General features: G+C 68.7%; 18 protein-coding genes. 7 read left to right on the forward strand and 11 right to left on the reverse strand.

All coding sequences use genetic code 11. The features are described from left to right. The first annotated feature begins 43 nt into the window (after positions 1–43). Positions 44–1,213: an MFS transporter gene (locus E8A49_RS09795; RefSeq protein WP_293379839.1), complete on the forward strand. Its 1,170-nt coding sequence runs from the start codon at positions 44–46 to the stop codon at positions 1,211–1,213. On the opposite strand, the gene E8A49_RS09800 is transcribed toward E8A49_RS09795, so the two are convergent. After that, the gene (locus E8A49_RS09800) at positions 1,173–2,741 is read right to left on the reverse strand and encodes a GMC family oxidoreductase (RefSeq protein WP_293379842.1); all 1,569 of its coding nucleotides are present in this window, start codon (positions 2,739–2,741) and stop codon (positions 1,173–1,175) included. The genes E8A49_RS09795 and E8A49_RS09800 overlap by 41 nt on opposite strands. Before the next feature lie 83 nt (positions 2,742–2,824). On the opposite strand from E8A49_RS09800, the gene E8A49_RS09805 reads away from it, so the two are divergent. Further along, complete coding sequence (locus E8A49_RS09805) at positions 2,825–3,271, forward strand: DoxX family protein (RefSeq protein ID WP_293379846.1); 447 nt, start codon at positions 2,825–2,827, stop codon at positions 3,269–3,271. 52 nt (positions 3,272–3,323) lie between these two features. On the opposite strand, the gene E8A49_RS09810 is transcribed toward E8A49_RS09805, so the two are convergent. The 6 genes from E8A49_RS09810 to E8A49_RS09835 form a co-directional block, all read right to left on the reverse strand. Continuing rightward, on the reverse strand, positions 3,324–3,851 hold the full coding sequence (locus tag E8A49_RS09810; protein WP_293379849.1) for a hemerythrin domain-containing protein: 528 nt from the start codon (positions 3,849–3,851) through the stop codon (positions 3,324–3,326). Positions 3,852–3,930: 79 nt separating this feature from the next. After that, entirely contained in the window at positions 3,931–4,689 is a 759-nt protein-coding gene (locus E8A49_RS09815; RefSeq protein ID WP_293379852.1) for a DUF72 domain-containing protein, read from the reverse strand. 140 nt (positions 4,690–4,829) lie between these two features. Further along, positions 4,830–6,287, reverse strand: coding sequence for an efflux transporter outer membrane subunit (locus tag E8A49_RS09820; RefSeq protein ID WP_293379855.1), 1,458 nt, complete (start codon positions 6,285–6,287; stop codon positions 4,830–4,832). A gap of 9 nt (positions 6,288–6,296) precedes the next feature. After that, positions 6,297–9,512: an efflux RND transporter permease subunit gene (locus tag E8A49_RS09825; protein WP_293379858.1), complete on the reverse strand. Its 3,216-nt coding sequence runs from the start codon at positions 9,510–9,512 to the stop codon at positions 6,297–6,299. A 104-nt stretch (positions 9,513–9,616) separates the two neighbouring features. Next, on the reverse strand, positions 9,617–10,759 hold the full coding sequence (locus tag E8A49_RS09830) for an efflux RND transporter periplasmic adaptor subunit (RefSeq protein ID WP_293379861.1): 1,143 nt from the start codon (positions 10,757–10,759) through the stop codon (positions 9,617–9,619). Positions 10,760–10,905: 146 nt separating this feature from the next. Then, positions 10,906–11,514 carry a TetR/AcrR family transcriptional regulator gene (locus tag E8A49_RS09835; RefSeq protein WP_293379864.1) on the reverse strand — a complete coding sequence of 203 codons (609 nt, stop codon included), beginning with the start codon at positions 11,512–11,514 and terminating at the stop codon, positions 10,906–10,908. A 554-nt stretch (positions 11,515–12,068) separates the two neighbouring features. On the opposite strand from E8A49_RS09835, the gene E8A49_RS09840 reads away from it, so the two are divergent. Beyond that, on the forward strand, positions 12,069–14,480 hold the full coding sequence (locus tag E8A49_RS09840) for a TonB-dependent receptor (protein WP_293379867.1): 2,412 nt from the start codon (positions 12,069–12,071) through the stop codon (positions 14,478–14,480). 186 nt (positions 14,481–14,666) lie between these two features. Here the strand turns inward: E8A49_RS09840 and E8A49_RS09845 are convergent, their stop codons facing one another. After that, complete coding sequence (locus tag E8A49_RS09845) at positions 14,667–15,059, reverse strand: hypothetical protein (RefSeq protein ID WP_293379870.1); 393 nt, start codon at positions 15,057–15,059, stop codon at positions 14,667–14,669. A 417-nt stretch (positions 15,060–15,476) separates the two neighbouring features. Between E8A49_RS09845 and E8A49_RS09850 the strand changes: the two genes are divergently transcribed. The 3 genes from E8A49_RS09850 (at position 15,477) to E8A49_RS09860 (ending at position 18,583) form a co-directional block, all read left to right on the forward strand. Further along, a complete protein-coding gene (locus E8A49_RS09850) occupies positions 15,477–17,207 on the forward strand; it encodes an outer membrane beta-barrel protein (RefSeq protein ID WP_293379873.1) in 1,731 nt (576 codons plus the stop codon). 105 nt (positions 17,208–17,312) lie between these two features. After that, positions 17,313–17,963 carry a TetR-like C-terminal domain-containing protein gene (locus tag E8A49_RS09855; RefSeq protein WP_293379876.1) on the forward strand — a complete coding sequence of 217 codons (651 nt, stop codon included), beginning with the start codon at positions 17,313–17,315 and terminating at the stop codon, positions 17,961–17,963. A gap of 149 nt (positions 17,964–18,112) precedes the next feature. Continuing rightward, positions 18,113–18,583: a hypothetical protein gene (locus E8A49_RS09860; protein WP_293379879.1), complete on the forward strand. Its 471-nt coding sequence runs from the start codon at positions 18,113–18,115 to the stop codon at positions 18,581–18,583. On the opposite strand, the gene E8A49_RS09865 is transcribed toward E8A49_RS09860, so the two are convergent. Further along, on the reverse strand, positions 18,562–18,771 hold the full coding sequence (locus E8A49_RS09865; RefSeq protein ID WP_293379882.1) for a hypothetical protein: 210 nt from the start codon (positions 18,769–18,771) through the stop codon (positions 18,562–18,564). The genes E8A49_RS09860 and E8A49_RS09865 overlap by 22 nt on opposite strands. A gap of 248 nt (positions 18,772–19,019) precedes the next feature. Here E8A49_RS09865 and E8A49_RS09870 point away from each other — a divergent pair, with 248 nt between their 5' ends. Continuing rightward, positions 19,020–19,742 (forward strand): response regulator, encoded by a 723-nt coding sequence (locus E8A49_RS09870; protein WP_293379885.1) that lies wholly within the window; start codon positions 19,020–19,022, stop codon positions 19,740–19,742. A gap of 24 nt (positions 19,743–19,766) precedes the next feature. Here the strand turns inward: E8A49_RS09870 and dmeF are convergent, their stop codons facing one another. Both dmeF and E8A49_RS09880 read right to left on the reverse strand, forming a co-directional pair. After that, positions 19,767–20,765 (reverse strand): CDF family Co(II)/Ni(II) efflux transporter DmeF, encoded by a 999-nt coding sequence (gene dmeF / locus E8A49_RS09875; RefSeq protein ID WP_293379888.1) that lies wholly within the window; start codon positions 20,763–20,765, stop codon positions 19,767–19,769. Between the two features lie 7 nt (positions 20,766–20,772). Then, complete coding sequence (locus tag E8A49_RS09880) at positions 20,773–21,048, reverse strand: metal-sensing transcriptional repressor (RefSeq protein WP_293379891.1); 276 nt, start codon at positions 21,046–21,048, stop codon at positions 20,773–20,775. Positions 21,049–21,166: the final 118 nt, after the last annotated feature.

A 21,166-nucleotide genomic window follows, 5' to 3' on the forward strand; every position in this document is an offset into this window, starting at 1 on the left:
CTGATACGGAAAGTCCCCGGACGGAGGTTGGTTTCGATCCAAGGTGAAGCTGAACCTGCCTCTTCTGGCGCTGGCCGCCGGCGCGTTCGGCATCGGCACGACCGAGTTCGCGCCCATGGGCCTGCTGCCGGTCATCGCCGGCGACCTCAAGGTCTCCATCCCGACGGCGGGCCTCTTGGTCAGCGGCTATGCGATCGGGGTGCTGGCGGGCGCGCCGCTGCTGACGCTGACCACCGGGCGCCTGCCGCGCAAGACCCTGCTCCTGGCGCTGATGGCGCTGTTCACCGCCGGCAACCTGATGGCGGCGTTGTCGCCGACCTACGCCATGCTGCTCGCGGCCCGCGTGGTGACGTCCTTCTGCCACGGGTCCTTCTTCGGCGTGGGGTCGGTGGTCGCCGGCGGGCTCGTGCCCAAGGGCAAGCAGGCCGGGGCGGTCGCGGCCATGTTCATGGGCCTGACCATCGCCAACATCGGCGGCGTGCCGGCCGCGGCGTGGATCGGCCAGCAGTTCGGCTGGCGCGCCGCGTTCTGGGGCATCGCGGGCCTGGGTGTCATCGCCTTGGCCGCCCTGCAGCTGGCCTTGCCGCGAACCGGATCGGCGCCGCCGAGCAACATCGGCCGTGAGGTCCGCGCCCTGGGCCGGCCCGCGGTCCTGCTGGCGCTCCTGACCACGGTGCTGGGATCCGGCGCCATGTTCACGGTCTTCACCTACATCGCCCCGATCCTGCTGCAGGTGACCAAGGTCTCGCCGGACTTCGTGACGGCGATGCTGGTGGTCTATGGCGTGGGCCTGACGCTCGGCAACTACCTGGGCGGGCGCTTCGCCGACAAGGCGCTGGACCCCACCCTGATCGTGGTGCTGAGCGCCCTGACCGTCCTGCTCCTGGTGTTCGCCGTCACCATGCATTGGGCCGCGCCGGCGGGGGTGACCATCTTCGCCTGGGGCGTGGCGACCTTCGCCCTGGTGCCGCCGCTGCAGGCGCGGGTGATGCAGGTGGCGTCCGCGGCGCCCACCCTGGCCTCGTCGGTCAACATCGGCGCCTTCAACCTCGGCAACGCGCTCGGCGCGGCCCTGGGCGGTCTGGTGATCCGCCTGCATCTCGGCTTCGAATGGGTGTCGGTGGCCGGAGCGGGAGTCTCCCTCGGCGGCCTGCTGCTCGTGCTGGTGCCCCTCAACCGCCTAGCCGCGCCTTCAGGTGGTCGGCGATCCTGAGCGCATTGGCGATGATCGTCAGCGTCGGGTTCACCGCCCCGATCGAGGGGAAGAAGCTGGCGTCGGCCACATAGAGGTTGTCGAGCTGGTGGGCCTTGCAGTCGAGGTCGAGGACCGAGGTCGCCGGATCGGTCCCGAAGCGCATGGTCCCGGCCTGGTGCGCCGTGCCGCCGATCGGGATGCCCTTGCCCAGATAGAGCGAGCGCTCGATCAGGTGCGGATGGGCGTCGATGGCGTCGAGCAGGCCCTCGAGCTTGCGTTTGAGCCGGCGGTGCGCCTCGTCGCCGCTGGGCTTCATGTCGAGGACCACGCGGCCGTCGGCCTGCAGGGTGATGCGGTTGTCCGGGTTGGGCAGGTCCTCGGTCATCAGCCAGAAGTCGAGCGAATGGCGCGCCAGTTCCTCGAAGGGCGTCTCGGGGAACCAGTTCAAGAGGGCGGGCAGGGCTTCGGCGCGCACCTGTTCGCCGTGCGATTTGCCCAGGGTCTGGATGCCCCCCAGGGGAAAGTCCCAGTCGTCGCAGCCGAGGTAGAAGTCGTTCAGGGCCATGGTCTTCTGGAAGACGGTGGCGTTGGGCGTCTTCGACACCGCCATGAAGGCGGAGTTGTTGTGCCGCATGTAGTTGCGCCCGACCTGGTCGGAGCCGTTGGCGAGGCCGTTGGGGTGCGCCTCGCTGGCCGAGCGGAACATCAGCAGCGAGGACGAGAGGGCGCCGCAGGCCACCACGACGATGTCCGCCCGGTAGACCTCCTGCTCGCCTTTCCGGGTGACATGGACCCCGGTGACCGTGCGGCCCGAGGCGTCGGTCTCAAGCCGTTCGACATAGGCGTGGGTGAGCAGGGTGACGTTCGGATGGACGAGGGCGGGATCGACGCAGATGATCTGGGCGTCGGCCTTGCCGTTGGTCATGCAGGGGAAGCCGTCGTAGGCGTCGCAGCGGATGCAGGCGCTGTGCGGCGCCGGGCCGAGCTCGTCTTCCTCCAGCAGGATCGCCAGCGGCTGGGGGAATGGATGGTGGCCGATGCGCCTCAGCCCGTCGCAGAGCTCCTGGATGCGCGGCTCGTGCGGGACGGGCGAGTGGGCGTAGGGCGCGCTGGCCCAGGGCTCGGTCGGGTCCGCGCCGCGCAGGCCGCGCACCCGGAACAGGTGCTCGGCGCGGGTGTAGTAGGGCTCGAAGACCTCATAGCCGAGCGGCCAGGCCGGCGAGACGCCGTCGGCGTGGCGCAGTTCGCCGAAGTCCTCCGCCCGCAGGCGGAACAGGGCGCCGCCATAGACCTTGGAATTGCCGCCCACGACATAGTGCAGGCCGGGATGGAAGGCCTCGCCGTCCGGTCCGTACCAGGTCTCCTTCGCCTGGTACTTGCCGTCGACGAACACCGCCTTGGGATCCCAGTTGTCCCGCTCGCGGCGCAGGTAGCCGCCGCGCTCGATCAACAGGATCGACTTGCCGGTGGTCGCCAGCTCCAGCGCCACGGTCCCGCCGCCGGGGCCCGAGCCCACAATGATCACGTCGTACCGGCCGTTGATCATCGCTCGCCCCACGCTCTTGACGCAGCCGGAACGCCGGAGGTCGGCAACCGTTGCCCTAAGAACGCCGGTCCGAGGGGCGACGCATGATGATCTCCGCCGCCGCGGTCTGGCTGGTCGCCCGCATCTGCCTGGTGGCGATGTTCCCGTTCAGCGCCCTCGACAAGGTGATCCATTGGAAGAACGCCTTGGCGCAGACCCGGTCGAGCGGCCTGCCGGGGGGCGCCGCGATGCTGGTGGCCGCCATCGCTGTCGAAGGGGTCACGCCGTTCTGCATCGTCTTCGGCGTCTTCGACCGCGCCGCGGCCCTGCTGCTCGCAGGCTTCTGCGTGGTGACGGCCTTCCTCTACCACCCGTTCTGGAAGGGCCCCGACTTCTGGTCGCCGCGCGACGACAGCGTGGCGCGGGAGCACTTCTGGCAGTTCCTGAAGAACTTCGGCCTGGTCGGCGGCCTGCTGCTGGTGGCGTTCGCCGCCGCGCTGGCCACGCCGGACCGGACCCTGGCTCGGCAGATCCTGTCGCTTCACGGCTGACGACCGACGCAATCGGCGAGGCGGATTTCGCCGCCTCGCCCGCGCTATCCGGCTAGTTCGCCTTGCCGCCCATCTGGGCCATCAGCTCGTCCTTGCGGACCTTCAGGCGCTCGCCCATGGCGTCGAGGTCCTCGTCGCCCTTCTTGGCCTGGGCGAAGATGCCGCCGGGTTGCTCCTCTTCCTTGACGTGGTGCTTGATGTACTCGCCCAGCACCTTGACCTTGGCGTCGTAGAATTCCTCGCCAGGCTTCATGGCCTCGATCTCGGCGATAAGCTTCTTGGCGCCGTCGTGCTCGACATAGGCTTCGTCGAGCATGTCCTCTTCGACGTCGCCGCGCTCCTCGGGATAGAAGATCTCCTCCTCGATGGTGGTGTGGACCTTCAGGGCGAGCGCGATCTGGTTGAACAGATCCAGCTTCTCGGCGTCGCTTTCCAGCTGCTCGTATTCGTCGAACCAGCCTTCGACCTCGCGGTGGTCTTTCTTCAGCAGGCTGATTGCCAGCGGGTCGCGCCGGCTCGTGCGGCGCTTGCGGCCGGATTTGGTTCGGCTGGCTGAGGATTTGGCTTGGGCGGTGGCCATGGTGGGAATCTCCTATCCGTGTGGATGCGCAAACACCTCGGGACTGCGAGTGTTCCTGGGTCGGGAAGGCGACCACGCCTCAGCCTTTGTCCGGCCCCGTCCGGTCTTTCGCGGGCCGCGAGAGCTTCGCCGCCAGCGTGAGCGCATTCGCGGCGGCGGCGCCGCTGGCGGTGTTGTCGAAGACGCACCAGGCGTCGCGGGCGTGGGCTTTGGCGATCGCCAAAGCCAGGGCCTCCAGGGCGGTCGGCCCGTAGGGTGAGTAGTACATGCGCGGCGACCCATGCAGCCGCCAGTAGGCGAGGCTGGGATCGCCGCCAGGGACGCCGGCCGCGGCGACGCGAGCCGGGTCGGCGGCGACCTGGGCGATGCGGTGGGCGGCCAGCAGGGCAGCGGCCTGCGCCCCGAACCAGCTCGCATGCCGCGGCTCCAAGGCTACGGGGCCGCCCCATTGGCGGCGAAGTTCCGCGAGGAAATCGGCCGCGACGCCGGGGTCGAAGGCGAGGCTCGGCGGGAGCTGGACGAGGATCGGGCCGAGCTTCCCCGCCAGCGGTGCGATCTCGTCGAAGAACTGGGCGAGGCGTGGCCCGCAGCCGATCAGCCGGGCTTCATGGGTGATCGCCCTGGAGACCTTCACGGCGAACTGGAATCCGCCCGGCGTCGCGGCGCGCCAGCGTTCGAAGGTCTGGGGGCGATGGCTGCGGTAGAAGGTCGAGTTGATCTCCACGGCGTTGAACCGCGCGGCGTACCGCTCCAAGCCCGAGCCTTCGGCGGGGAACGCGTCGGCGACGTCGCGCGGAACGGACCAGCCCGCCGTGCCCAGGAAGATATGGTCGGCCATGCTTTGAACCGGTCTCGCCGCGAAGCTTGAGCTTCGTGCAACGCCCGGACCCGGCCTGCGTATCCTCGGGCCCACGGATCGCCGCCTTCAACGTTCCCGGCAAGATCGTGCTGGAGGTGAAGGCGGGCTGAGCGGCGCCGTCACAATCCGGCGCTAGCGACGACCTGCGCCTTGCTGCCCGAAGCCTGGGCGACCGGGGTCACGTCGCCGCCGAGGGCCTTGTAGATCGACACCACGTCGACGTTGGCTTCGGTCTCGGCCTGGGCGAGATCGTCCTCGGCGCTGAGGCGGGTGCGCTCGGCGTCCAGCACGCGCAGGAAGTCGATGTGGCCTTCCTGGTAGCGGATGTGGGCCAGGTCGGCGGCGCGGCGCGAGGCCTCCACCTGTTGGCTGAGGCTGACCACCTGCACCTGGCGTTCGCGATAGGCCACGAGCGCGTTCTGCAGGTCCTCGATGGCGCGCAGGACGGTCTGGTCGTACTGCGCCAGGCTCTCGTCGCCGCGGGCCTGCTGCGCCCGCAGGCGCGCGTGGGCGCCGCCGATGTCGAGGCCGGGCCAGGTGAGCGTCGGACTCACCGCCCAGGCGCGGCTGCCGCTCTTGAACAGGCCGGAGAGGTCGCCGGACAGGAAGCCCACGAAGCCGGTGACGTTGAGCCGCGGGAAGAGGTCGGCGGTGGCGACGCCGGTCCGCGCGGTCTCCGCCGCCAGGCACCGCTCGGCGGCCTGCACGTCGGGGCGGCGGCGCAGGAACTGGGCGGCGTCGCCGATCGGGATGGCGGTCGGCCCGGCCGTCTGAGGGGCCGGCGTCGCCGGCGCGGCGAGTTCGGCGTCGAGCGCGCCTGGCCGCTGGCCGATCAGCACGGCGAGGCGATGCGCGGCCTGGGCCTCGGCGGTGCGCAGGGCTGGGATGACCGCCTCGGTGGCGCTCAGCCGGGCCCGCGCGCTCTCCACGTCCACCGGGTCGCCGGGGCCGATCTGATAGCGGATCTCGGTGAGGCGCAGGGTGTCGCTCTGGGTGCGGGCGTTCTCCTCGGCCACGGCGCGGCGGGTCTGGGCGCCGCGCAGCTCCAGGTAGTTACGGGCCACCTCGGCGGCGACGGTGACCTGGGCGGAGGCCAGGTCGGCGCGGGCGGCCTGGGCGTCGGCGCGGGCCGACTCCACCTGGTGGCGGACCCGGCCGAAGAGGTCGATCTCCCACGTCGCGTCGAAGCCGATGTCAGCCGCCTTGATGTCCTCACGGTTGGCCGTGAAGCCCGGCTGCTGCTCCTTGCTGCGGGAGTAAGTCGCGTCGGTGGTGACGCGCGGGGCGTAGTCCAGCTCCGCGTCGTGGAACAGGGCGCGGGCTTCCTTCACCCGGTCGACGGCGATCTTGACGTCGAGATTGGAGGCGAGCGCCCGGTCGACCAGGCTGTCCAGCTCCGGGTCGCCGAACGCCCGCCACCAGCCGCCGGACGGGGGCTGCGCGGCGGCGGTGAGGTGTGGGTCGAGCTGGGCCAGCGCCACCGGCGCGGGGCTCGGCGCCTTATAGTGCGGGCCGACCGCGCAGGCGGCGAGCACCAGGGCCGACGCCGACAGGGTGAGGGTGCGAAACAGGCTCATGGGGTGGCCTCAGGCCTTGGGAGGGGTTGCGATGGCGGGAACCGGCTCGGCCGGGGCGGTGGCCGCGCGGACCCGGCGGGCCTTGCCGAAGTCGCCCTTCGCGCCGGTCAGGCGGCGGATGGTCCAGTAGAAGACCGGGGTGAACACCAGGCCGAATAGGGTGACGCCCAGCATGCCGGAGAAGACCGCGACGCCCATGGCGCGGCGCATCTCCGCTCCGGCCCCGACCGCGGCCGCCAGGGGGAAGACCCCCATGATGAAGGCGAGCGAGGTCATCAGGATCGGACGCAGGCGCAGCCGGCAGGCGTCGAGGATGGCCTGCAGCAGGCTCTCGCCCTCATGCTCCCGCTCGCGGGCGAACTCGACGATCAGGATGGCGTTCTTGCAGGCCAGCCCCACCAGCACGATCAGCCCGATCTGGGTGAAGACGTTGTTGTCGCCGTGGGTCAGCCAGACGCCGGTGAGCGCGCAGAGCAGGCACATCGGCACGATCAGGATGACCACCAGCGGCAGGCTCCAGCTCTCGTACTGGGCGACCAGGACCAGGAAGGCCAACAGCACGCAGATCGGGAAGACCAGGGCCGCGGTGTTGCCCGCCAGGATCTGCTGGTAGGTCAGCTCGGTCCATTCGAAGCCCATGCCGGACGGCAGTTCGCGCGCGGCGATGGTTTCCAGCGCCTTCTGCGCCTCGCCGGTCGAGTGACCGGGCGCCGGGCCGCCGTTGATCTCGGCGGTCAGCAGGCCGTTGTAGTGCGCGGTGCGTTCCGGCCCAGTCGTCTCATGGGTGGTGACGAAGGCGCCCAGCGGGATCATCTGGCCCGCGCCGTTGCGGGTCTGCAGGCGCAGGAGGTCCTCGGGCTGCAGGCGGAAGCGCTGGTCGGCCTGGACGGTCACCGGATAGGTGCGCCCGAAGCGGTTGAAGTCGTTGACGTAGAGCGAGCCCAGATAGACCTGCATGGTCTCGAAGAGGTCGGTGAGCGAGACGCCCTGGGCGCGGGCCTTTTCGCGGTCCACGTCGGCGCGGATCTTCGGCACACCGATCTGGTAGCCGGAGAAGACGCCGGTCAGCGCCGGGTCCTTCGACGCCGCCGCGACGATCCGCTGGGTCGCCTGATAGAGGGCGTCGGAGCCCAGGCCGGCGCGGTCTTCGATCTGCATCCGGAAGCCGCCGATGGTGCCGAGGCCCTGGATGGGCGGCGGCGGGAAGACGGCGATGGTCGCGTCGGGGATGGCGGCGAACTTCTGGTTCAGCTCGGCGGCGAGGGCGGCGGCCGACTGGTCCTTGCCTTTGCGCTTGTCGAAGCCCTCCAGCGGCATGAAGACCGCGCCTGAGTTGGGGCTGTTGACCAGGCCGTTCACCGACAGGCCGGGGAAGCCCACGGCGTGGGTGATGCCGGGCGTCTTCAGCGCGATGTCGCTCATCCTGCGGATCACCGCGTCGGTGCGGTCGATGGTGGCCGCGTCCGGTAGCTGGGCGATGCCCACGAGATAGAGCTTGTCCTGCTGGGGCACGAAGCCGCCCGGGGTCTTGGCGAAGGCGAAGACCGTCAGGCCGATCAGGAGGCCGTAGATCACCAGCGCGATCGAGCTCCTGCCCACCAGCCGGCTGACGCCGCCGACGTAGGATCGCGACATGGCCGCGAACGCGCGGTTGAACGGCTTGAACAGCCAGCCGAAGGCGCGGTCGATGAGTTGCTCGAAGCGGTCCTTCGGCGCGTCGTGGCCGCGCAACAGCACCGCGGCCAGGGCCGGCGACAGGGTCAGGGAATTGAAGGCCGAGATCACCGTGGAGATGGCGATGGTGAGCGCGAACTGGCGGTAGAACTGGCCGGTCAGGCCGGTGATGAAGGCGGTGGGCACGAAGACCGCGCAGAGCACGAGCGCGGTCGAGACGATCGGCCCGGTGACCTCGCGCATCGCCTTGCGGGTCGCCTCGACAGGCGGCAGGCCCAGCGCGATGTTCCGCTCGACGTTCTCGACCACCACGATAGCGTCGTCGACGACGATGCCGATGGCCAGGACGAGGCCGAACAAGGTCAGCGCGTTCAGCCCGAAGCCCAGGGCCAGGAGGACGGCCAGCGTCCCCACCAGGCTGACCGGCACAGCGGCCAGCGGGATGATCGAGGCGCGCCACTTCTGCAGGAAAAGGATCACCACCAGGACGACGAGGATCAGGGCTTCGAAGAGGGTGTGCACCACCGCGTTGATGGACTCGTGCACGAAGCCGGTGGTGTCGTAGACGATGTGGTAGTGGACGCCTTGCGGGAAGTCCTTGGCGAGGTCGTCCATGGTCGCCTTGACGCCGTCGGCCATCTTCAGGGCGTTGGTGCCCGGGCGCTGGAAGACCGGCAGGGCGATGGCCGGCTTGTTGTCGAGAAGCGCGCGCAGCGCATAGCTGTCGGAGCCCAGCTCGATGCGGGCCACGTCGCGCAGGTGGCTGATCTCGCCGTTGGGGCCGGCGCGGATGATGATCTCGCCAAACTGCTGCTCGGTCTCGAGCCGGCCTTGGGTGTTCACCGAAATCTGGAAGTCGGCCTGGCCGGGCGCGGGCGGGGCGCCCACCTGGCCGGCGGCTACCTGCACGTTCTGTTCGCGCAATGCGGCGACCACGTCGCCCGGGGTCATGCTCCGCGAGGCGAGCTTCTCCGGGTCCAGCCAGATGCGCATGGAGTACGGCCCCTGGCCGAACATCTGCACGTCGCCGACGCCATAGCCGCGGGTCAGCGCGTCCTTGACATGGAGCTGGGCGTAGCTCGCCAGGTAGCCCATGTCGTAGCGGCTGTCGTCGGAGGTCAGGTGCACCACCTCGACCAGGGTCGGCGAGGCCTTGGTGGTGGTGACGCCGATCCGCTGGACCTCCTGCGGCAGTTTGGAGAGCACCTGGGCGACGCGGTTCTGGACCAGCACCTGGTCCTTGTCCGGGTCGGTGCCGAGCGCGAAGGTCACGGTCAGCGCCATGGCGCCGTCCGGGGTCGACTGCGAGGACTGGTAGAGCATCCCCTCGACGCCGTTGATCGACTGCTCCAGGGGCGCGGCCACCGTCTCGGCGATGACGCTGGTGTCGGCGCCGGCGAAGGCGGTGCGCACCACCACGGTCGGCGGCACGACCTCCGGGTACTCGCCGATCGGCAGGATCGGCAGCGCGATCAGGCCGGCCACGAAGATGATGATCGAAAGCACCACGGCGAAGCGCGGGCGGCTGACGAAGAAGTCGGAAAAGGTCATGGCGAGGCGCCGATCTGGAGGGGTTCGGGCAGGGTGAGTTGAAGGCTCCGGACGCGCCGCCGTCAGGCGCGTCCGGTCTGGTGGTGCGGCCGAGGCCTGGGGGATCAGCCGGTCGGCTGCAGGGCGGCGAGTTCGGCGGTGTTGATTGGCGTGGCGACGATCTGCGGGTTGACCACGTCGCCGGGCTTCACCTTCTGCAGGCCGCTGGTGACGATCTTGTCGCCCGGCTGCAGCCCGGCCAGGATCACGCGGTATTCGCCCACCGCGCGGCCCAGGGTGACCGGGCGGTACTGGACGTGATTGCCGGCGCCAAGCACCAGGACGTAGCGCTTGCCGAGGTCGGTGCCGAGCGCCTGCTCAGGCGCCAGCGCCACCGACTGGGCGTCCTGGCTGACCAGCCGCACCCGGGCGAAGAGGCCCGGCGTGAAGGCGCCGTCGGCGTTGTCGAACACCGCGCGGCCGCTGATCGTCCCGGAGTGCGCATCCACCGCGTTGTCGAGGAAGTGCAGCTTGCCCAGGTGCGGGAAGCCCGGCTCGGTCATCAGGCCCATGTAGACCGGCCCGGCCCCGCTGCGCTGGGCCTTGGCGTACTTCAGGTAGGTCTGCTCGTCGGTGTTGAACGTCGCATAGATCGGCCCGTCGGAGACCACCGTGGTCAGGAGGTCGGCGGGCGTCACCAGGTTGCCCCGGGTGATCATCGCCTTGGAGACCCGCCCGTCGATCGGCGACACCACGCGGGTAAAGCTGAGGTTCAACTGGGCGGTGCGCAGTGAGGCCTCCGCCGCGCCGAGGTCCGCCTTGGCGGAGCGGGCGTCGGAGGTCAGACGCTCGGCTTCCTCCTTGGCGATGGCCGACTGCGCCAGCAGGCGCTGGCCGCGGTCGGCGTCGGCGGCGGCGAGCTGGGCCTTGGCGCGAGCCCTTTCGGTCTCGGAGTCCAGCCGGTCAACCTCGGCCACGAAAGGCCTGGGATCGATCTGGAACAGCAGCTGGCCCTTGTGGACCCGGGCGCCGTCCTCGAAGGGCGTCGCGGTGATCTCGCCGGCCACCCGCGGACGGAGCGCGACGGTGTCCACCGCCTCCAGCCGGCCGGTGAAGTCATCCCATTGCGGCAGGGTCTTGAAGGTCACTGGCGTGACCGTGACGGCGGGCGGCGGTGCGGCCGGCGCCGGGGTCTGGGCGGCGGCGCCGCAGCCCGCGAGGATCAGGGCGGCCAGCGAGACCGCGCTCTTGGAGAGGAAATTGGACATGAGACGCTCCCTCAACGGAGGGCGACCGCAACTCGGCCCCCTAAAATTCCGTACCGCTCGGTAGCAAATATGGGGTCATGTTGCAGTGCGTCAAGGCCATTCCATACCTATCGGTACAGAAAAACTTCAGGCGTTGATGGAAGGTCTTATCGGCCGGGCCAGAGGTCGAGGGTCGTCTCGACGATCCGTTGGAGGTCTTCCGCCGGCGCGCCGTTGCCGGCCTGGATGCACAGGCCCTGGCCCACGGCGGTCAGGTAGCGGACCAAGCCAGCGGGATCGATGTGATCCGCAAAGTCGCCATCCGCCTTGGCCTGCTCGAAGCGCCGCAACAGGGCCGCGTACGACGATTCCTGGCGCGCCACGACCTCGGCCTTGATGGACTGGGCCTCGGAGCCGCAGCTCACCGAGCTGATGACCCCCAGGCAACCCTTCGGGTCGGAGCCCATCTGCAGATCGAGGGCGCCGCGCAGCATCCGCTCGGCGACGCCGCGCGCGGTGGGCGCGGTCAGCGCATGGCCGACATAGGCCAGCTTGTCGTGCTCGTAGAGGTCCAGCGCCTTGCGGAACAGGGCCTCCTTGTTGCCGAAGGCGGCGTAGAGGCTGGGCCGGGTGATGCCCATGGCCTCGGTGAGGTCGGTAAGGGACGCGCCCTCATAGCCCTTGGTCCAGAACACGCGCAAGGCCGCAGCCAACGCGTTGTCGACGCAGAACTCGCGGGGACGCCCGCGGTGGGCTGTAAGGACCTCGGTTTCCATACCGCTCGATATGTAAGTCGCCGCCGGGGCTTCGTCCAGCCCGCGAACCCAAAGGAACGTCAGTCCGCGGATCGAGGTCCAGAGATGCGCCCAGACTTCAGGCATTCCCCGGCGCCGCCCCGAAATCGGGGAAGACGGCGTATCGTGCGACCTTCGCCCGATCGCCAAGCGCGGCCAGGTTTCGCGCTTTTCGGGCCGGTTCTGTCCCCCAAAGCCGCGCTTCGGGACCGGCCGGACGCGAGATGCGGGGGTTTCCAGCGCCGGAGCCTGCAAAACCTGTTCAGACGCTTCAGCCGGCTACGGACGACGAAGGCTTACGTTCTCCTTACGGTGTCTCCCCCGCCACGAATAGAACGCTGACGGCCCCCGCTGGTACCTCTTTGTTGCATCGCAACATCGCGATTTAGGGGAGATTTTCAGACCACCGTCCACTCCGGCCAGGGCTGTCGCCGCGCTTCGCCGGGCGACCGAACCCGCGGATCCGACCCACCGCGCCGTCGGGGCGAGGGTAGGGCGAGGACGGGACTCTGGGATCTCCGAAAGGGGCGCCAGATATGAAGACCAACCGGAAACTCACCGCCATCGCCTTGCTGAGCAGCACGGCCTTGAGCCTCGCCCTGGCGGCCCATGCTGAAGGCGCGGCGGCCGACGGGGCCGCGGCTGACGACTCCGCCGCCTCGGTGTCGGAAGTCATCGTCACCGCCCAGAAGCGCAGCTCCACGGTGCAGGACACCCCCATCAGCATCTCCGCGGTCAGTGGAAACGACCTGCAAGCCCGTGGCGTCACCAACTTCGCCAACCTGGCCCAGTCGACCCCCAGCGTCTCCCTGAAGAGCGAGGGGCCGGGCCAGACGGAGATCGAGCTGCGCGGCATGACCTCCAGCGGCGGCAACTCCGCGACGGTGGGCTTCTATCTCGACGATATCCCTCTGACCGCCCCGGCCGGCGCCCAGAACGGCAAGGTGGTGATCGATCCCACGCTCTATGACCTCAACCGCGTCGAGGTGCTGCGCGGGCCGCAAGGCACCCTCTATGGGGCGGGCTCCATGGGCGGCACGGTGCGGCTGATCACCAACCAGCCCGACCCGACCGGCTTCCATGCCTCCGCCCAGAGCATCCTGTCGGCGACGGAAGGCGGCAGCTTCAACCATACCGACAACTTCATGCTCAACATCCCGCTGGTGCAAGACAAGCTGGCGCTGCGGCTGGTGGGGACCGAGGCCTACACCAGCGGCTGGATCGACCGGATCGTGGCTGCGCCCGGCGACTTCCCGCTGCCCAGCGCCGACGGCTCGACCCGCGGCAATGTGCAGGCCGCGCCGGTGCAGAAGGACTACAAGGGCGCCAACGACGAGCAGGCCTATGCGGTGCGCGCGACCCTGCTCTGGCAGCCCACCGATCAGCTGACCATCACGCCCTCGTTCTTCTACCAAACCAGCAAGCAGGACGGGATCAGCGCCTACGACAGCGATCCGGGGACGATGGCGCACTACCAGCCCTTCGACATCGCCGAGCCGCTGACCGACCGGATCACCACCGGCAGCCTGACCGTGAACTACGACTTCGACCCGTTCTCGGTGACGTCCAGCACGGCCTATTGGAGCCGCCGCTCGACCCAGGTCGAGGACGGCAGCGAGGACTTCAACAACCCGAACACCGGGGCGACCTTCGCCTCCAACAACGGCCTGCCGAACCCCGGTTACTACGGGCCGAACGGCAGCGGCATGGTGTCCGGCAAGGAAGACGACCCGTCGCACCAGTTCAGCGAGGAGCTGCGGTTCGCCTCGCGGGGCGAGGGCAAGCTCAAGTGGGTCGGCGGCGCCTTCTACAGCGACTTCTCCGCCGTCTGGAACTTCGACGGGACGACCTCCAACCCGTCCGCCTACATGGACCTTGGCACCTTCGCGCCGGCGACCACCACCGCCTGGTTCGTCGCCAAGTCGCCGACCCATCTCGTCCAGTACGCGGTGTTCGGCGAGGCCACCTACGACATCACCGACCAGCTGAAGGCCACGGTCGGCCTGCGTTGGTACAGCTACGACTACCAGTTCTCCTCGTCGATCAGCGGCTGGGGTTCCGGCCTGGGCGCGGCGACGCCCTCGGTGTCCGGCCTGATCCGCCAGTCGGCGGACGGCTTCAACCCGAAGTTCAACCTGGAATACAAGTTCGACAGCGACCTGATGGTCTATGCCACCATCGCCAAGGGCTTCCGCCCCGGCGGCGGCAACGCGGTCTATCCGGTCACCGGGCCCTACTGGAGCGCGGTCTTCGCCCCCTACAACTTCCCGGGCGGCAAGTGGCCGACCAGCTACCAGCCGGACTCGGTGTGGAGCTTTGAAGTCGGCGAGAAGGCCCGGTTCTTCGACCGCCGGCTGATCGTCAACGCCAGCCTCTACTACGAGGATTGGGAGAACATCCAGCTTGAGGCGCTGCCCGGCGATTGGGCGCTGAACATCAATGGCAACAAGGCCACCATCTATGGCGGCGAGCTTGAGGGCCGGGCCATCCTGGGCGGCGGCTTCCAGCTGGACGCCTCGCTCGGCCTCACCAACGCCTGGGTCGATCCGGGCCCGCACTGGCAGATCACGCCCTCGAACAAGCTGTCGGACGTGGCGCCGGTGAACGGCAATGTCGGCCTGAGCTATTCCAAGGACCTCACCGCCAAGTACGCCTTTAATGCGCGGATCGAGAGCGCCTATGTCGGCCAGCGCTATTCGCTCGCGTTCCCATTCGGGTTCTCGCTGAACGGCAAGTACGTCCCGCTGCCGGGCTACGACCTGACGAACCTGCGGGCGGGGATCACGTCCACGGACGGGTGGGGCGCGGCGGTGTTCGCCAATAACATCTTCAACAAGCACGCCCAATTGGAGAGCCTGTTCCAGGAGACCCTGCCCAGCGCCTCGTTCAACCGCATCGTCACCAACCAGCCGCTGACCGCGGGCGTGGACCTGACCTACCGGTTCTGATCCGGCGGCCTTTCCGAAGCGACGCGAGCGCGTCCCCGCAAGCCGGGGGCGCGCTTCGTGCTGTTCGGATTGTCCTATCTGTGAGGTTGGAGGTCCGCGCGCCGGGGGCGCTGAGCCAGCGCGGCGCGCCGCGGGCCTCGGGAAGGAGGCCGCCGGGCCATCATGGCCCGGCGGCTTTGGAAGGGCCTATTGGCGCTGGTTGGCCAGTTGCGCCGCGCCGGCCAGGACGGCGGCGTCGCCCTTGGCGACGGTCTGGAAGAGGCAGGGGTTGGGCGCCCCGTTCTTGATGGTGCGCTGGTTGGCTTCGCCCACCTCGACGCGGACGTTCACCAGTCCGTTGGCGCCCTCGGCGGCGGCCTTCTGGCTCAGCTTGGCCAAGGCGGCGCCCCGCGCATCGGCGGCGTCGACATGGCACTCCCGCACGCGGACCGGACCGATCACGCGGGTGACCGGCGGCGAAGCGGCCGCCACTTCGTAGACCGGCAGGTTCGTCGGCTCCGCGGCCCGCACGGGCGACCCGAGCAGGGCCCCGCTCACAAGCGCGCCGATGACCGCCGGCGCCTTCACATTGAAACGCACGTCAGTTCCCTTTCTGCGTCTGGGAGTCCCTCGCCTGAAGAACTCACTTCTGTTGCCCATAATGGTGTAAATATGCCCATTATTCAACGGCAGCCGCCGTGTTAGCGGGCAGTGGCGCGATCACCGGATCGACCGTATCATATTGATATATAAAAATATTACCTGAAAAACTTACGACGCCCTTACGCGGATCACGCAGGGCCACATTGTTCCCTTATGGCCCCCCGACTATCTCAGATCGCACCATATTGGGCATTGTAGAGTCGTTCTGACCTCCTAGGCTTCGGCCAGGTGCGGCGGCGGCTTTGGGGATGAGGCTGGATGGGCGCGTGAGGCGACCCCTTTGGTCTCGGCCTCGCCCAGGGGTCAACCGACGCCGCCAACCAACCGGCGGCCAGTACAGGGGCTTGAATATCTATGTGGAAGCAGCAGGTTGCGGTGAGCCCGCGCAAGGCGATGGGCCCATCCTATCGCCGGGTGAGCCATCTGGGAGCGCTGGCCACGGCCTTGGCGCTCGCCGCGGCCGCCGATGCGGCAAAGGCTGACCCCGCCACGGCCGCCAACCCGCCGGCGCCCGCGGACACAGCCGCCGCGACCGCCTACGCGGTCGACGCCGACGCCCCGATGGCGTCGACCTACACCGTCGACGCCGTGAACGCGGCGATCGGCTCCAACCCGGTCGAGCGCTTCATCAAGTACTACGCCGCCGAATGGGGCCAGGCCGGGGCGCCCGCCGACCCGAAGGCGCCGCCGTCGACGAAGCGGGGCTGGACCGCTCCGCCGCAGAGCGCCCCGCCGATGCCGTTCACCGACTGGCCCTATGGCGGCTCGACGCTGATCGGCAACAACCGCACGGCCTCGGTCGACAGCCCGCTGATGACGGCGATCGCGCCGACGGGGCTCGGCCAGGCCATGGGCGACGCCGGTATCCAGGCCTACGGCTGGGTCGACGTCGGCGGCAACCTCAGCACCTCCAGCCGCAAGTTCGGCAACGCGCCGGCGGCTTATGACTTCAGCCCGAACACCGTGCAGATGGACCAGGCGGTGATCTACGTTGAGCGCACGCCGGACACCGTGCAGACCGACCACATCGACTGGGGCTTCCGGCTCTCGGCCATCTACGGGACTGACTACCGCTACACGACGTCCTACGGCGTCGCGAGCTACCAGCTTCTGAAGAAGAACGACACCTACGGCTACGATTTCCCGATGGTCTACGGGGAACTCTACATCCCGCAGGTCGCCGATGGCCTGATGATCCGGGTGGGACGCTATATCTCAGTCCCAGACATCGAGGCCCAGCTCGCGCCCAACAACTACATGTACTCCCACTCGATGGGCTATTCCTTCGACAACTACACCAACGAGGGAATCCAGGGGACGCTGGCGGTCAACAAGAACGTCATGCTGCAGCTCGGCGTGAACGTCGGGACCGAGGCGGCGATCTGGCACGTGGGCGAAAAAATCCCGAACCCGGATCCCAATCCGTTGTTTCCCGAGACCACGATGCTGAAGGATCCGGGCGCGACACCGTCGCTCACGGCCTGCGCGCGCTTCCAAAGCAATACAGGCCACGACGCCGCCTATCTTTGTGCGGACGGCATCAATAAAGGATCCTGGGGGTACAACAACCTTCAGTGGTACGGTTTCACCTACTATCACAAGTTCAATGATAAATTTCACGTCTCCTTCGAGGCCTACAATACGTTCGAGGACGACGTCCCCAACCTGAACAACCCCACCGCCGTGGCCGCCATCACCAACGGCGGCACGCCGTTCTCGCCGCAGTACGTCCCGTTCAACGCCCCTGATGCGGCGCTCTGCAAGGACGTGAAGGTCCTGTCCTGCCGGTCCAACACCTACGCGGTGCTGGCCTATTGGAACTATCAGCCGACGCCACGGGACAACATCTCGCTGCGCACCGAGTGGTTCGACGACACGGTGGGCCAGCGCACCGGCGTCGCGGCGGTCTACGAAGATCTTGGGATCGGCCTGCAGCACTGGTTCAGCCCGCAGATCGAGGTGCGGCCCGAGGTCACCTACTACTGGGCGAGCAAGCCGGCCTTCAACGGGGACGCCTTCGCCGGGATCGCCCCGAACAAGAAGACCGAAGCCGTCCTTTCCGGGGACATCATCTTTCACTTCTGACCGGTCGCGGCGCCGCCGTTCCGGACCCGCAGGGATCGTGGGCGGGGCGGCGGCGCGAACCGCGGGCGCATCCAACCTGGCGAAAGCCGATCGACGGAGGGCCGCATGCGAGTGGATGGACGACGACGCAACGCTCGCCCCGCCCATGACCTGCTGCGGGCCCGCATCGTCGGCATCGCCACCGAGATCGTCCGCGAACAAGGACTCGCGGCCCTCAGTCTGGCCGCCGTCGGCCGCACCGCCCATTTGCGCCCGGAGTCCCTGCTGCGGGTGGTGCGCGACCTCGACGAGGTCCGCCTCGCGGTGATCGCCAACGCCCAGGCCGAGCTGGTCGAGCTCATGGAGGGGGCGATCGGCGCCAGCCGCGGCCGGGAAGCCCTGCAGGGCATGTTCGAATCCCAGCGGCTCTACGCCCAGGCGCAGCCGGGCCTCTATGAGGCGGCGCTGCTGCGCCTGCCGCGGTCCGGAGGCGGCGGCGACAGGCGGGATGCGCTGACAGCGCTCGAATGCGCCACCCTGGAGGCCTGCGGCGCGCCGCCGGCGCAGGTGGAGCAACTGGCCTGGTGCTTCCGCGCGGCGGTCCACGGGGCGATCGGCCTGGAGGCCAGCGACCGGCTCAGCCGGCAACGCAACATCGACGAGAACTTCGCCTTCCTGGTTCGCGTCCTGGAGGCCGCCGCACGCTGGGCGGGCGATGACCGGGATCGTGCGCCGCCGCTCGCCGCCGCCGAGCAATGGATCGCCCGCGAGGCCTAAGGCCGATCCCGCGCCACAGCCCCAGCCCGGCTCGTCCGCGCTCAATATGGTCCGGCCGCCGGCCCGATCGGCGCGCGCCGGCTGGTCACCACCGCAAGCCTCTGCAAAATGGGCCGATTCCAGGCGGGCGGCGGAGGGCGGGTGCGCAGATGAACGATCCCAACGCGGATATGACTGTCCTCACGCGCCTGGACCTCTATTTCTCAATTCGGCAGTTCACACGGACGACCCGCCGGTTCGCCCAGATCTTCGCCTATGACTACGAGATGGTGATGATCTTCTTCGTGGTGGTCGAGACCTGCTTCCAGGCGATCCTGCACCTGGGCGCCGCGTCCACCGACCGGGAGTCGATCGAGCATGTCTACCTGGACACCGCCTCGATCGGCGTCTCGATCTTCGGCATCGGCGACGCCTCCGGCATCCCGCGGGAAACCGTGCGCCGCAAGGTCAAGGCCATGACCGACATGGGCTATCTGGCCACGTCCGAGAAGACCAAGAACATCTATGTGCCGCTTTCGGCCCTGTTCGACCTGAAGGTCTTCGACGCCTTCCGGCTCTATGTCGCCGACCTCGACCAGTTCGTCCGGACGCTGAATTACTACGGCAAACCGCCGGCCTGAGCCGGCGCGTGGTGCGGGCTGGGCGCGCTGCGATCCGGCGACGTCAGCCCCAGGACCACGGCGGTCGCCAGGGCGATCAGGGTCACCGGCCAAAAGCGGATCAGGCCGCGCCGATGGGCCCCCATCATCCGAAGATACCAGCGCTCAGTGGGATCGTGGCCCACAGACGGGGGGATTTCCTGGGGCATGGAAGGCGAAACCTCGAAACGATGAGGCGCGAAGGCGCCTCGCGGAACGGAGCAGTTTCGCGCAACCGCCCGTAAGCGTTCGATGCGGGATTGGCCGGCGGGGATAAGCAAAACGTCAAGGCGCGCCCGCGCCCGATCCTTGCATTTCCTTGATGTCGCGGGCGGGCTTCCGCATGGAGCCCTTATGGCCGAGGCGACTAGCCTTGCGCCCGGCTCTGGATCCATGGGCCAAGGACCGAGGTCCCGCCATGAACGCGCACCATCCCCGGGTGCTGGTGATCGACGACGAGCCGCAGATCCACCGCTTCCTGCGGGCGGCCCTGGAGGCGTCGGGCTTCCAGCCCCTGCGGGCCGACACCGGCGCCGAGGGCCTGCGCGAAATCGCCCGCGCCGCGCCGGACGCCGTCGTCCTCGACCTAGGCTTGCCGGACATGGACGGCCGTCAGGTGCTGATCAAGGCGCGCGCGTTCTACCAGGAGCCGATCATCATCCTGTCGGCGCGCGACCGGGAGACCGAGAAGATCGAGGCGCTGGACAACGGCGCGAACGACTATCTGGAGAAGCCCTTCGGGGTGGGCGAGCTCTTGGCCCGGCTCCGCGCGGCGCTGCGGCAGCGGGTCCACGCCGGCGAGGCCCCGCCGCCCATCGTGACCTCCGGCGCGCTCTCGATCGACCTGCCGCGCCGGCTGGTGACCCGCGGCGGGAAACTGCTGCACCTGTCGCCGCGGGAATACGACCTGCTGGCCAAGCTGGCGCAGAACGCCGGTAAGGTGATGCAGCACCGTGACCTGCTGATCTCGATCTGGGGGCCGGCGCACGCGGAGGACACCCAGTACCTGCGGGTCTTCATCGGCCAGCTGCGGCAGAAGATCGAGGGCGATCCCGCCGAGCCCCAGGTGATCATCACCGAGCCCGGCATCGGCTATCGTTTCGTCACCGACGACATGCTGCGGGCCGCGCCCCAGGCCTGACGCTGTGATGGGCGGCGCAGGCCATCAGGGCTCGCGGACGGAGACCTCCACCGTCAAGTGCGAGAGGGCGTCGAAGCCCGTCAGGCGGTCGCGGTAGTAGGCGCAGGGGCGCGGCTCGTCGCTGACGACGGAGACGATGGCGCCCAGGTGGCCGGGGCCGAGACGCCATAGATGCAGGTCCGCCACCCGGTCGCCGCCGGCCTCGATCGCCTCGCGCATCCTCTGGCCGAGGGTGCGGTCGGGGTTCATGTCGAGAAGGATCGCGCCGGTGTCGCGGATCAGGCTGACCGACCAGCTGGCGATCACCACTGCGCCGACGATCCCGGCCAAGGGATCCATCCACAGCCAGCCGAACAGCTTCGCCAGCACCAGGCCCGCGATCACCAGCACCGAAACCGCGGCGTCGGCCATGACGTGGACCACAGCGGCGCGCATGTTGTTGTCGCGGTGATGGTCGGTATGGCGGTGGTGGTGATCGCCGTGGTCGTGGTGGTCATGATCGTGGGTGTCATGGCCGTGATCGCGGCCGTGGCCATGTTGGTGATGGCCGTGGTCATGGCCGCCCGCGCCGAGCAGCAGGGCGCTGACCACATTCACCGCCAGGCCCAGGACCGCGATCGGGATGGCCTCGCCGAAGCGGATCGGCGCGGGCGCGAGCAGCCGGGACACCGCCTCGTAGCCGATCAGGAGGGCGATCATCGCGAGCACGATGGCGCTGGTGAAGCCGGCCAGGTCGCCGAACTTGCCGGCGCCGAAGGTGAAGCGCGGGTCGTTAGCGTGGCGGCGGGCGAAGGTGTAGGCGAGCGCGGCCAGCAGCAGGGCGCCGGCGTGGGTCGACATGTGCAGGCCGTCGGCCACCAGGGCGATGGAGCCGTAGGCCAGGCCGCCGGCGATCTCCAGCAGCATCATCGCGCTGCAGACGCCAATCACCAGCCAGGTGCGGCGCTCGTTGCGCGCGTGGGTCTCGCCCAGGAAGACATGCTCGTGCTCGGGGGCATCGGCGGCGAAGGGAGCGGAGGTCACGGGCGTGTCACAGGTACTTGGTGATTTCTTTGAACTCCTCGATCGCGGTCCTGGGCTCGCGCGTCTCGTCCTCGACGGCGTGGCTCAGGCAATGATCGATGTGGTCGTGGACCAGGGTTTTCTTGGCCGCGGCGAGGGCGCGTTCGACGGCGTGAAGTTGCTGGACGATGTCCATGCACGGCCGCTCAGTTTCCATCATTTCGATGACGTTGCGCAGGTGGCCGTCGGCGCGTTTTAGCCGCTTGATGATGTCCGGATGGGTGGGGTGATTGACATGAACCATGTGGCTTGACGTATCCCTGGGGGGAGGATAGGTCAAGTTCCGCACATCCTCCCCGGGGGGATGCGATTTCATCAAACCGTCGCGGATGGCCGCCGATGTTCGGAAGGATCGCCAACGC

Origin of the sequence: Phenylobacterium sp., from assembly GCF_004799515.1 — a bacterium.
Classification (GTDB): Bacteria; Pseudomonadota; Alphaproteobacteria; order Caulobacterales; family Caulobacteraceae; genus Phenylobacterium.